The organism is Saccharomonospora sp. NPDC046836, assembly GCF_040645195.1.
Classification (GTDB): Bacteria; Actinomycetota; Actinomycetes; order Mycobacteriales; family Pseudonocardiaceae; genus Prauserella_A.
Genome location: NZ_JBEYXW010000040.1, coordinates 40,552 through 53,333, shown reverse-complemented (window position 1 = coordinate 53,333; position 12,782 = coordinate 40,552). Strand labels below are relative to the sequence as shown.

General features: G+C 71.7%; 9 protein-coding genes. 1 reads left to right on the top strand and 8 read right to left on the bottom strand.

Going from position 1 to position 12,782, the window contains the following annotated elements:
* Positions 1–61 precede the first annotated feature (61 nt).
* Positions 62–2,269, top strand: coding sequence for an MMPL family transporter (locus tag ABZ863_RS30310; RefSeq protein WP_358542615.1), 2,208 nt, complete (start codon positions 62–64; stop codon positions 2,267–2,269).
* Between the two features lie 7 nt (positions 2,270–2,276).
* On the opposite strand, the gene ABZ863_RS30305 is transcribed toward ABZ863_RS30310, so the two are convergent.
* From ABZ863_RS30305 to ABZ863_RS30270, 8 genes are read right to left on the bottom strand one after another with little or no spacing between them, the layout of a single operon-like run.
* Complete coding sequence (locus ABZ863_RS30305; protein WP_358542607.1) at positions 2,277–3,071, bottom strand: FtsQ-type POTRA domain-containing protein; 795 nt, start codon at positions 3,069–3,071, stop codon at positions 2,277–2,279.
* A 13-nt stretch (positions 3,072–3,084) separates the two neighbouring features.
* Positions 3,085–4,494, bottom strand: coding sequence for a UDP-N-acetylmuramate--L-alanine ligase (gene murC / locus ABZ863_RS30300; protein ID WP_358542604.1), 1,410 nt, complete (start codon positions 4,492–4,494; stop codon positions 3,085–3,087).
* A complete protein-coding gene (murG, locus tag ABZ863_RS30295; RefSeq protein ID WP_358542601.1) occupies positions 4,475–5,617 on the bottom strand; it encodes an undecaprenyldiphospho-muramoylpentapeptide beta-N-acetylglucosaminyltransferase in 1,143 nt (380 codons plus the stop codon). The genes murC and murG overlap by 20 nt, the downstream gene beginning before the upstream one ends.
* Positions 5,614–7,119: a putative lipid II flippase FtsW gene (gene ftsW, locus ABZ863_RS30290; RefSeq protein ID WP_358542599.1), complete on the bottom strand. Its 1,506-nt coding sequence runs from the start codon at positions 7,117–7,119 to the stop codon at positions 5,614–5,616. The genes murG and ftsW overlap by 4 nt, the downstream gene beginning before the upstream one ends.
* Positions 7,079–8,491: a UDP-N-acetylmuramoyl-L-alanine--D-glutamate ligase gene (gene murD, locus ABZ863_RS30285; protein WP_358542596.1), complete on the bottom strand. Its 1,413-nt coding sequence runs from the start codon at positions 8,489–8,491 to the stop codon at positions 7,079–7,081. The genes ftsW and murD overlap by 41 nt, the downstream gene beginning before the upstream one ends.
* A gap of 4 nt (positions 8,492–8,495) precedes the next feature.
* A complete protein-coding gene (gene mraY, locus ABZ863_RS30280) occupies positions 8,496–9,581 on the bottom strand; it encodes a phospho-N-acetylmuramoyl-pentapeptide-transferase (protein ID WP_358542593.1) in 1,086 nt (361 codons plus the stop codon).
* Positions 9,578–11,035 carry a UDP-N-acetylmuramoyl-tripeptide--D-alanyl-D-alanine ligase gene (murF, locus tag ABZ863_RS30275; protein WP_358542590.1) on the bottom strand — a complete coding sequence of 486 codons (1,458 nt, stop codon included), beginning with the start codon at positions 11,033–11,035 and terminating at the stop codon, positions 9,578–9,580. The genes mraY and murF overlap by 4 nt, the downstream gene beginning before the upstream one ends.
* Complete coding sequence (locus ABZ863_RS30270; protein ID WP_358542587.1) at positions 11,032–12,630, bottom strand: UDP-N-acetylmuramoyl-L-alanyl-D-glutamate--2,6-diaminopimelate ligase; 1,599 nt, start codon at positions 12,628–12,630, stop codon at positions 11,032–11,034. Before ABZ863_RS30270 ends, murF begins: the two co-directional genes overlap by 4 nt.
* Between the last annotated feature and the right edge of the window lie 152 nt (positions 12,631–12,782).

Here is a 12,782-nt window from a genome sequence, read left to right as displayed (position 1 = left end):
AGTGGAAAGTGTCGGCGCGCGGCCGACGCCCCGACGGCGCGGACACGACATCGTCGGCAGCATGGCTACCTACCTCTACCGGCTCGGGCGGTTCGCGTTCCGCAGACGTGGGCTCGTCGCCTCGCTGTGGCTCGCGTTGCTGATCGCCGCGGGCGCCGGGGCCGTCACGCTGTCCGGCCCCACCTCGGACGCGTTCTCGATCCCGGGAACCGAGTCACAGCAGGCATTCGACCTCCTCGAGGAACGCTTCCCCCAGTCCTCGGCCGACGGCGCCACCGCGCAGGTCGTCTTCCAGGCGCCGCAAGGCGAGGCACTCGGCGATGCGGCCAACCGGGACACGATTGAGCGCACGCTCGCCGCGCTGCGGTCCGCACCACAGGTCGCCGGGGTGAGCGACCCGTTCGCCGGCGCCATCAATCCGGACGGCACCATCGGGTACGCACAGGTCGGTTACGAGGTACAGGCCGCCGAGCTGTCGGAGCAGGCACGCGAGGCGCTCACCGGAGCCGTCGACGCCGCGAGGCAGGCCGGCCTCACGGTGGAAATCGGCGGCGATGCGGCGATGGCGCAGGAGGAGGTCGGCAGCACCGAGATCCTCGGCGTCGGGGTGGCCGCCATCGTACTGGTGATCACGTTCGGCTCGCTGGTCGCGGCCGGCCTGCCACTGCTCACCGCGCTGATCGGTGTCGGCATCGGCATCGCGGGCATCACCGCGGCAACCGGGTTCCTGTCCCTGAGCTCCAGCACCTCGATCCTCGCGATGATGCTCGGGCTCGCCGTCGCCATCGACTACGCGTTGTTCATCCTGTCCCGCTACCGGCACGAGCTGCACGTCGGACGCGATCCCGAGGAGGCCGCGGCCAGGGCTGTCGGCACGGCGGGCTCGGCGGTGGTGTTCGCCGGGCTGACCGTTGTCATCGCGCTCGCCGGCCTCGCGGTCGTCGGCATCCCCTTCCTCACGCAGATGGGCATCGCCGCGGCGGTCACCGTGGTGCTCGCGGTGCTGATCGCGCTGACCCTGTTGCCTGCGCTACTGGGCTTCGCGCGCCGGAAGGTGCTCGGCGGGTGGATCCCGGGGCTGCGCCCGCGCGATCCCGAGGACGACTCCGGCACGCCGACCGTGGGACGCCGCTGGGCACGTTTCATCGTCCGCCGCAGGGTCGCCGTGCTCGTCACCGGCATCGTGGGCCTCGGTGTGCTCGCCATCCCGGCGCTGGATCTGGAGCAGGGTATGCCGGACGCCAGCCAGTCGGCACCCGACTCCACCCAGCGCAAGGCCTACGACCTGCTGTCCGCCGGGTTCGGACCCGGCTTCAACGGTCCGCTGATGCTGGTCGTCGACGGCGCAAACAGCGCCGACCCACAGGCCGCGGCCAGTGCGGTCGCGGGGGCGGTGCAGGGCCTCGACGGCGTCGCGGCCGTCGCCCCGGCGCAGTTCAACCCGGCAGGCGACACCGCGCTGCTCACCGTGATCCCGGGCAGCGGCCCGAGTACACAGGAGACCGCCGACCTCGTAACCACGATCCGCGACCAGGGCGGGGCCGCTGCCGCGGACAACGGGGCGAGCGTCTCGGTCACCGGACAGACCGCCATGAACATCGACGTCTCCGCCATGCTGTCCGACGCGTTGCTGCCCTACCTGACCCTCATCATCGGCCTGGCGTTCGTGCTGCTGATGCTGGTGTTCCGCTCGGTCCTCGTGCCCTTGAAGGCGACGCTGGGCTTCCTGCTCACCGTCGGCACCACGTTCGGCGCGGTGGTCGCGGTGTTCCAGTGGGGCTGGCTCGCCGAGCTGTTCGGGGTGCAGGACGTGGTGGGGCCGATCATCAGCATCCTGCCGATCTTCATGATCGGCGTGGTGTTCGGGCTCGCGATGGACTACCAGGTGTTCCTGGTGACGCGGATGCGGGAGGAGCACGTGCACGGTGCCGAGCCACTGGACACCGTCGTCACGGGCTTCAGCCATGGCGCGCGGGTAGTGAGCGCGGCGGCGATCATCATGATCAGCGTGTTCGCCGGGTTCATCCTCTCGCCGGAGCCGCTGGTCCGGCAGATCGGGTTCGGGCTCGCCTTCGCCGTGTTCATCGACGCGTTCGTGGTCCGGATGACCCTGGTTCCTGCGGTGCTGGCACTCATCGGCAGGTCGGCGTGGTGGCTGCCGCGGTGGCTCGACCGGATTCTGCCCAATGTGGACGTTGAGGGCGCGAAGCTCCAGCACCGGCTCACCGAAGGCGAAGCCGAGCCGGAACCGGTCGGCGCGGCGCGCTGAGGCGTCGCTACGAGACGGTGGGCAACTCGGGGCTGGACACGTCGTAGACGCGGCCTTCGCGGCTCATCAGCGCGGCGAGCACCTTGGCTTTGCGCTCGACCTGCTCCGCGTTGCCCCACCGTACGACCTTGCCGTTGGTCAGTGTGAACTCCACACTGCCCGCCGACTGTGCCCTGACCACCGTGACCTGATCACGCAACTGCTTCGGCAAGGACGTGAGCACGGCGGTCACGGCGCGGGTCGCGGTGTCCTGCGGACCCACCTCACGCAGCTGCAGCTCCGGCAGCCCGGCAGGCGGCTCGGCGATCTCCTTGTACACCACGCCACCGTCGTCGACCAGGTACAACGCCTTCCCGGTGTCGTAGAAGCCGACGGGTGTCCGCTCGGTCACCTCGATCTCGATCGTGGACGGCCACGACCGGGACACCTCGACGGTCGCGACACCGGGCAGCGTCGCCACCCGCTCGGCGATCTGGTCGGTGTCCACCTGCAGCATCGCGCGCCGGTCGGGCACGGCGGCGACGGTGCGGATCTCGTCCGCTGGGATCGTGCGCGCGCCGATCACCTCGACCGCGCGCACACCCAGCAGCGAGGTGAAGAACAGCACGTAGATCAGCCCGGCCACGGTCAGCACGCTCAGCAGCGCCACCCAACGGCGGCGCAGCGCCTTGCGCCGCGACACCCCGGTACCGGTCCTGGCCCGTGCGAGGGCGGGCCGGCGACCACGGTTGCTGCGCCGTGGCCCCGCGTCGCGGGCCGGCCCGGTGCGCCGCCGCGGCGGGCGCTGCCTGGTCGTCGGCATCCCGGCTACCGGCCTAGCCGCCGCGCCGGTCGAGCTCGGCCAGAATCTCCGGCCCGAGCTGGGTCACGTCACCCGCGCCCATCGTCACCAACAGGTCACCGGGCTTGACCAGGTCGGCTGCCAGTGCGGCGGCGCGGTCGAACGCTGGCTCGTAGTGCACGGTCGCGCGGGTGATCCGCTCGGCGATGAGCTCGCCGGTCACGCCGGGCTGCGGCTCCTCACGCGCGCCGTAGACGTCGAGCAGGATCACCTCGTCGGCCAGCTCCAGCGCGTCGGCGAACTCGTCCGCGAACAGCTTGGTGCGCGAGTACAGGTGCGGCTGGAACGCGACCACGACCCGGCCCATCCCTGCGGCGTGGCGCACCGCACGCAGCTGCGCGGCGACCTCGGTCGGGTGGTGTGCGTAGTCGTCGTACACGCGGACATCGGCGGCGCGGCCCTTGAACTCGAACCGCCTGCGTACCCCGCCGAACGCCGCCAGTCCCTCGGCGAGCCCGTCCACCGGCGCACCCAGCTCGATGCCGGCCAGCAGCGCGGCGACCGCGTTGAACGCCATGTGCTCCCCCGGCACCGCGACCCGCACGTCGAGCTCCTCGCCGCGCAGGGCGATCCGCACGGTGCCCCCGTCCTCGCCCGGCGTGTAGCCGAGCACGTGCGCGTCGTCTGCACCGCTCGCGGACCGGCCGTAGCGGCGCACCCGGATCCCCTCGGCCTCGGCGCGCGCGGCGAGCTCGGCGGCCGGCGCGTCGTCACCGCAGACGATCAGCACGCCACCCGGTTCGATACGACGCACGAACTCGGCGAACACCGCGACGTAGGCCTCCGCCGTGCCGTGGTGATCGAGGTGGTCCGGCTCGACGTTGGTCACCACCGCCACCGACGGCGAGTAGGTCAGGAACGAGCCGTCGCTCTCATCGGCCTCCGCGACGAACATCCCGCCCTCGCCGTGGTGGGCGTTGGCCCCGGACTCGTTGAGGTCGCCACCGATCGCGAACGAGGGGTCGAGTCGGCAGTGCTGCAACGCGACGGTGAGCATCGACGTCGTCGACGTCTTGCCGTGTGTACCCGCGATGCACGCCACACGGTGACCGGCCATGAGCGCGGCCAGCGCCTCCGCCCGGTGCAGCACCGGAATCCCGCGCTCGCGTGCCGCTGCCAGTTCCGGGTTGGACTCCTTGATCGCGGTGGACACGACCACCGCCGACGGTCCGCCATCGAACGCGTCGAGGTTGGCAGCCTGCTGCCCGACCGCGATGCGGGCGCCCTGTGCCCGCAGGGTGAGGAACGCGCGCGAGTCCTTGGCGTCGGAGCCGGACACCTGCGCGCCACGGGCCAGCAGGATGCGCGCGATACCGCTCATGCCTGCGCCGCCGACACCGATCAGGTGCGCGCGCCGTAACTGTTCAGGAAGTTCGAATCCCATATCCCCCTGCCTCCGCCAGCACCATCCGTGCCAACACCTCGTCGGCCTCGCGATGGCCGAGCCCCAGCGCCGCCGCGCTCATCTTCGCCAGCCCCTCGGTGTCACTCACGAGCGGCACGACCAGCTCGGCGACCCTCGCCGGGGTCAGCTCGGCGTCCGGTACGAGCAGCGCCGCCCCTGCGGTGACCGCGGGCTCGGCGTTGAGTGCCTGTTCGCCGTTGCCGTGCGGCAGCGGCACGAACACCGCGGGCAGGCCCACCGCCGAGACCTCCGCCACCGTCATCGCGCCCGAGCGGCACAACACCAGATCGGCCGCGGCGTAAGCGAGGTCCATCCGTTCGAGGTACGGCACCGGCACGTACGGCGGGCGCCCTGGGTACTCGCGCACCGCCACGGTGTTCTTCGGGCCGTGCGCGTGCAGCACCGCCACCCCGGCCTCGGCGAAATCCTGAGCCGCACCCGACACCGCGGTGTTGATCGAACGCGCACCCTGCGATCCGCCGAACACCAGCAGCGTCGGCGCGTCCGGGTCCAGTCCGAAGTGCGAGCGTGCCTGCGCCCGCAGTGCGGCCCGGTCGAGTGCGGTGATCGAGCGGCGCAACGGGATGCCCACCACCTCGGCGCCGGGCAGCTGGGTGCCGGGTACCGCGACCGCGACCTTCCTCGCGAACCGGGCACCGACCTTGTTCGCAAGCCCGGCGTGCTTGTTGGCCTCGTGCACCACGACCGGCACGCGTCCGCGCGCCGCGAGGTAGGCAGGCAGTGCGACGTAACCGCCGAACCCGACGACGACGTCCGCGCCGACACGGTCGAGCACCTCCCTGGTGCGCTTGACCGCGTCCCGCACCCTCAGCGGCAGCCGCAGCAGCTCCGCTGTCGGCTTGCGCGGCAACGGCACCGGCGGGATCAGTTCCAGCGGGTAACCGCGGGCTGGAACGAGCTCGTTCTCGAGGCCGCGCTCGGTGCCGAGCGCGACGACCCTCGCATCCGGCCGCAGCCTGCGCACGGCGTCGGCGAGCGCGAGCGCCGGTTCGATGTGCCCGGCGGTGCCCCCACCGGCGACCACCACGGTCGGCGCCGTCAGCGCCGCGGCCTTCTCCGCCCCAGCAACGGGCTGGCTCACCTGTGTCCTCTCCGCGTTGACGTTCCTCGTCGTCCCCCGCTGCGCGGGGTGGTGCGTCGACCGTACTCCGGCGCGGCCCGCCTGCGGTCGGGAGCCGACGCCGAGCGGGTCCTGCGCGCAGCCGGCCTGCCGCCCTTGGCCGGGGCTGTCCGGCCGCTGCCCCTGCGCTTGGCAGGCGGGCGGTACGGGTCAGGCGCGGGCAGCCGCATCAGCCGGCCGAACTTGCCGGGCCCCTGGGTGCGCAGTGCCGCGACCGACTCCGGTTCATGCCGGGCGCAGTTGGCGAGAATGCCGAACAACAGCATCGTCACCAGCAGCGACGTGCCACCGTAGGAGATCATCGGCAGCGTCACGCCGGTGACCGGCAGCAGTCCGACGACGTAGCCGATGTTGATCGCCGCCTGCGACACCAGCCACACGGTGATCGTGCCGGCGACGATCCGGATCCACGGGTCCAGGTTGCGTACCGCGATGCGCAGCCCAACGTAGGCCAGCAGTCCGAACAGGCCGAGCACCACCAGGCAACCGACGAAGCCCAGCTCCTCGCCGATCAGCGCGAAGATGAAGTCGTGCTGCACGTTGGGCAGGTACATCCACTTGGACTGCCCCTGGCCCAGCCCCTTGCCGAACAGCCCGCCGTCTGCCAGCGCGTACAGCGCCTGGTTGGCCTGCATGCCGCTGCCGAGCGGGTCGGCGGACGGGTTCAGGAAGGACATGATGCGGTCGAGCCGGTAGTCGGCGACCAGCGCGAGGGCCACGACACCGGCGACACCGCCCGCGAAGATCACCGCGAACAGCCGTTTCGGGGCGCCGGCGAACCACAACAGGGCAATGAGCACAACGCCGAGCGTGATGGTGCCGCCGAGGTCGGGTTGTGCCATGACCAGCGCGAACATCAGCAGCGCCGTGGGCACCAGCGGCACCAGCAGGTGCCGCCACTGGTGCAGCAGGTTGTACTTGACCACCAGGATGTGCGCGCCCCACAGCGCGAGCGCGACCTTGGCGACCTCGACCGGCTGCAGTGAGAGCGGGCCGACCACGAACCAGCCCTGCGAGCCGTTCACCTGACTGCCCAGCGGCGTGAGTACCAGCATGAGCAGGCCCAGCGTCACCACGATCCCGGTGGGCGAGAGCTGCCGGATACGCCGCAGCGGCACCCGCACGCCGAGCCAGAACACGACCGAGCCGATGAGGAAGAAGAGCAGATGCCGCTGGAACAGCGCGTAGACACTGGAGTCGCTGTCGGGACTGTAGGAGGACACCGAGGACGCGGACAGCACCATGATGACGCCGATGACACCGAGCGTGCCGCACGTCGCCAGGATCAGGTGGAAATCGGCCAGGGGGCGGGACAACCAGGCGGTGAACGCACGGACCGCGGCGTAGCCGCGCTCGCCAGCCCGTTCCCTGCGGCGCCGTGAGTTGCGCTCACGCCGCGCGCTGTCGCTGTCACGCGCCTCGTCAACCACCGTCACCAGGTCGTCCCGATCTCGGTGTGCCATGCGCGAACACGCCGACGGCGTCCGCGAACGCGTCACCCCGTGCGGCGTAGTCGCGGAACATGTCCAGCGACGCGGCAGCGGGTGCGAGCAGCACGGCATCACCAGGACGAGCCAGAGCCCGAGCCGCACTCACCGCCGCAGTCATAGGATCATGGTCACCCGGACCGAGCCGCTTGACCGGGACATCCGGCGCGTGTCGCGCAACAGCGGCAGCGATCACGTCCGCATCCACCCCCAGTAGCACGACCGCCCGTAGCCGCGTGGACACGGCGGCGACGAGGTCGTCGACCGACGCACCCTTGAGCTGGCCGCCCGCGATCCACACCACGTGCGGGTGTGCCAGCAGCGAGCCCACCGCCGCATGCGGGTTGGTGGCCTTGGAGTCGTTGATGTAGCGGACCCCGTCGATCTCGGCCACCTCGACGGCCCGGTGCGCACCCGGCTGGAACGCCCGCAAGCCCTTGGCTACCGCATCGGTCGGCACTCCGTAGGCCCGCGCCAGCGCCGCGGCGGCCAGCGCGTTGGCGACGTTGTGCGGTCCGGCGGGGCGAACGTCGGCAAGGCGGCCCAGCTCCTCGGCACTGCGCACCGGATCGGCCACGAACGCACGGTCCACCAGCAGGTCCTCGACCACACCGAGCTCGCCGGGGCGCGGCGTGTCCAGGCGGAAGCCCACCCGCTGCGCCCCCGCCGGCGCGTACTCCTCGGCCAGCCGTGCCGACCACGCGTCGGCGACGTTGTGCACGACCGTGCCCGAGCGGGCGTGGATCGTGCCCTTGGCGGCGGCGTAGGCGTCGAGGCCGCCGTGCCAGTCGAGGTGGTCCTCGGCGACGTTGAGCACGACAGAAGCGCGCGGAGCCAGCGTGCTGGACCAGTGCAGCTGGAAGCTCGACAGCTCAACGGCCAGCGCCTCGTGCCCGGCACGCACAGCGTCGAGCACCGCGAAACCGACGTTGCCGCAGGCCACGGCATCGACACCGGCGGCGCGCAGGATCGCCTCCAGCATGCCCACCGTGGTGGTCTTGCCGTTGGTACCGGTGACCGCGAGCCACGCGGGCGGCTCCGGCCGCTGCTGGGCGATGCGCCAGGCCAGCTCGACGTCGCCGATGACCTCGATCCCGGCTGCCGCGGCCGCGGTCAGCAGCGGGGCACCCGGCCGCCAGCCAGGACTGGTGACGACGAGCGCGGTTCCCTCCGGCGGCGTCGCCAGACCGGGCACCAGGCCGACGCCGAGCCCGTCGAGCGCGGCAAGCCGCCCGGCGTCGGCATCGGTCACCATGACCTCGGCCCCCAGCTCGGCCAGCGCCCCCGCCACCGACCTGCCGGTCACCCCGGCGCCGGCGACGAGGACACGCATCCCGGCGACATCCATGCCGCTAGCCTCCTCCGAGACCGAGCTGCTCGCTGTAGAACAGGCCGAGCCCGAACATGCAGCAGATCGCCGCCAACAGCCAGAAACGGATGATCACCGTCGTCTCGGCCCAGCCCGCGAGCTCGAAGTGATGGTGGAACGGAGCCATCCGGAACAACCGGCGCCGTGTCGTGCGGAAAACCGCGATCTGCAGCACCACCGAGATCATCTCGACCACGAACAGGCCACCGATGACGATCGCGAGCAGCTCCGTGCGGGTGGTCATCGACAACCCGGCGACCAGACCGCCCAGCGCGAGCGAGCCGGTGTCGCCCATGAAGATCTTCGCCGGTGCGGCGTTCCACCACAGGAAGCCGACACACGCACCGGCCGCGGCCGCCGCCACCACGGCGAGATCAAGCGGGTCACGCACGTCGTAACACGCGGCCTGCGGCGACTCCACACAGCTGAGCCGCGCCTGCCAGAAGGCGATGATCACGTAGGTGACCAGCACCATCGCCGCGGCGCCACCGGCGAGCCCGTCCAGGCCGTCGGTGAAGTTCACGGCGTTCGACCACGCCGAGATCAGCAGGTAGCAGAAGAGAATGAAGACCGGCACCGGGAAGAAGATCAGTGCCAGGTCGCGCACGTAGGACAGGTGCTGCGAGGCGGGGGCCAGCCCGTGCTCGTTGACGAACTGCAGCGCCAGTATGCCGAACACCACCGCGACGATGAGCTGCCCGACGAGCTTGGCCGTCTTGTTCAGCCCGAGGTTGCGCTGCTTACGGATCTTGATGAAGTCGTCGAGGAAGCCGACGATGCCGAGCCCGACCGCAAGGAACAACACGAGCAGCCCGGAAGCGGTGGGCCCGTCGTTGGTGGACCCGCGCATCCAGTCCGCGAAATGCGCGACGAAGTAGGCGGCCACCGTCGCCACGATGATCGCCACGCCGCCCATGGTGGGCGTGCCGCGCTTGGACTTGTGCCCCTCCGGGCCCTCCTCACGGATCTCCTGCCCGAAGCCCTGCCGGGAGAAGAACCGGATGAGGTACGGCGTGAGCAGGATGGACACCAGCAGCCCCACCGAGGCTGCGACCATGATGCTGATCACGCGCCGGCCTCCAGCAACGCCTCGGCCACCCGCCACAGCGCGGCGACCTTGGAGGCCTTCACCAGCACGACATCGTCAGGACGCACCTCGGCGCGCAACAGCGCGACGGCCGCGTCGGTGTCGGGAACCAGGACCGACTCCTCTCCCCAAGAACCCTCATGGCTCGCTCCGTGATGCATGGCGGCAGCCTCACTGCCCACCACGACGAGCCGGTTGATGTTGAGGCGGACAGCCAGCCTGCCGATCTCGTCGTGCGCGGACACGGTATCCGCACCGAGTTCGCCCATGACACCGAGGACCGCCCAGGAGCGCCGCTGGTGCGACATCGACGCCAGCGTCTTGAGCGCGGCCCGCACCGACTCGGGGTTCGCGTTGTAGGCGTCGTTGAGCACGGTCACGCCGTCGCCGCGGGTGGTGACCTCCATTCGCCGGTCCGAGCGGCGCTGCGCGGTGCTCAGCCGCTCGGCGACCTCCGCGACGGAGGAGCCCAGTTCGAGGGCCACCGCCGCGGCGGCCAGCGCGTTGCCGACGTGGTGCTCGCCGAACAACTGCAGCCGCACCTCGGCCTCGCCCTGCGGCGCGACCAGCCGGAACGACGCGCGAGCCTGCTCATCGAGCGTCACGTCGGCGGCGCGCACCGTCGCTGTGGTGTGCTCGCCGACGCCCACCACGCGCGCCTTCGTCCGCTGCGCCATGGCGGCGACCAGCGGGTCGTCGACGTTCAGCACCGCCACGCCGTCGGGGGGCAACGCCTCGACCAGCTCACTCTTCGTCCCGGCGATCCCATCGCGCGAGCCGAACTCGCCGACGTGCGCGCTGCCGACGTTGAGCACGACCCCGATCCGGGGCGGTGCGACGGCGGCCAGCTCGGCGATGTGGCCGGGACCGCGGGCGGAGAGCTCGAGCACCAGATGCCGGGTGCCGGCGTCGGCGCGCAGCGCGGTCCACGGGTGACCAAGCTCGTTGTTGAAGGAGCCCGGCGGGGCGACGGTCGGGCCCAGCGGCTCCAGTAGCTGCGCGATGAGGTCCTTGGTGGACGTCTTGCCCGACGAGCCGGTCACACCGACGACGGTGAGGTCGCCGCGGGACAGTTCGGTCACGACGTGCCGGGCGAGCGCGCCGAGCGCGGCGAGCACGGCGGCGCCCGAGCCGTCGGTGTCGCCGGCCAGCGCCACGGAGCGGGCGTGTGCCTGCCCCGGAGGGAGCGGAGGGACGATGACGGCCGGCGCGTCGACCTCGCGGGCGGCGAGGACACCCGCCGCACCGGCGGCCACCGCCTGTGGGGCGAAGTCGTGCCCGTCGACGCGCTCGCCGGGTAGCGCCACGAACAGGCCGCCCCCGGCGAGCCGGCGGGAGTCGAACTCCACCGAGCCGGTCACCCGCTCGCTGCCGTCACTGCGGTGCAGTCGGCCACCGACGATGTCGGCGATCTCAGCCAGGCTGAGCGGAATCACACATTCACCTCGAGTTTGTCGCGAATGGCCGCTTCGAGCTCGTCACGGTCGGAGAAGGGGTGCACGACGCCGGCGATCTCCTGGCCGGTCTCGTGGCCCTTGCCGGCGACGAGCACCACGTCGCCGGGGTGCGCGCGCTGGACGGCGGTCATGATGGCCTCCCGGCGGTCGGGCACCTCGAGCACCTCCCCGCCCTGGGCGGGGCTCACGGCGCGGGCGCCGTGCAGCATGGCGTCCCGGATCGCCGCCGGGTCCTCGCTGCGCGGGTTGTCGTCGGTGACGATCACCAGGTCGCTACCGCGCACCGCGGCCTCACCCATCATCGGCCGCTTGGCGGTGTCGCGGTCGCCCCCGCAGCCGAGCACGGTGATGATGCGGCCTGCGGCCCGTGCCCGCAGCGCCTGGAGCGCCTGGGTGACGGCGGCCGGTTTATGGGCGTAGTCGACGACAGCGGTGAAGTCCTGGCCGAGGTAGACCCGCTCCATCCGGCCCGGCACCTCGACGCCGGCCAGCCCGGCCACGATGGTGTCGAGCGGGACACCGGTGGTGTCCAGGATCGCGGCCGCGAGCGTCGCGTTGGCGACGTTGAACGCGCCGGGCAAGGGGATCGTCGCCGTCGCGGTCTGGCCGTCCGGTGTGTGCAGGACGAAGGACTGCTCGCCGGTCGCTGTGATGGCGATGTCGGAGGCGCGCCAGGCCGCGTCGGTGCCCGGCTCGGTGGACACCGTCACGGTCTGTGGGGTGACCAGTTGCTCGCCCCACGCGCTGTCGACCACGGCGACCTCTGTGGTGGAGCGGCCGTCGAACAGCAGCGACTTGGCGGCGAAGTACTCCTCCATGTCGCGGTGAAAGTCGAGGTGGTCCTGCGAGAGGTTGGTGAACGCGCCCACCGTGAAGCGGGTGCCGTTCACCCGGCCGAGCGCGAGCGCGTGGCTGGAGACCTCCATCGGGACGTGGGTGACGCCCTGCTCGACCATAACGGCGAAGAGCGCCTGCAGGTCGGGCGCCTCCGGCGTGGTGAACGCGCTGGCCAACCGCTCACCGGCGATGCGGGTCTCGATGGTGCCGACCAGCCCGGTGACCCGGCCCGCGGCGCGCAGCCCGGACTCGACCAGGTAGGCGGTCGTGGTCTTGCCGGAGGTGCCCGTAATACCGAGGACGGCCAGCCGCAGGGACGGCTCGCCGTAGATCCAGGCGGCCATCTCGCCGAGCACCGCGCGCGGATCGGGGTGGACGAGCACCGGGACTTCGGTGTCGCGCAGCGCGGGCCGGTCTGCGCCTGTCTCGTCGGTGAGCACGGCGGCGGCACCGGCGGCGATGGCGTCGGCGGCGAAGTCGGCACCATGCACGCGGGCACCCGGCAGCGCGGCGAACAGGTCACCGGGCAGGACATGCTGTGCACGCAGCGTCGCGCCTGTCACCGCGACGCCGGGCGCGACCGGGTCGGCGATGAGCCGGGCCCCGGCGCGCGCGACCAACGTCGTCAGCGGCACCGGCTCGATGAGATTCGGTCGTGGTGGCGCGGCGGCGGCCTTGGCCGGGCTGTCCGGAACCTGCCCTCCCTTGGCGGCAGACTCGTCGTTGTTGACTGACACGCGGGAAGGTTACCGGCGAGGTGCCGGGGCACGGGAAGCGGTGCGACCAGACCCGCGAGTCCCCCGCTGCGGCCCGCGAGTCCCCCGCCCAGGCCGGCGAGTTGCCCGCCCAAGCACGCGAGTCCCCCGTCCAGACCCGCGAGTTTCCCGCT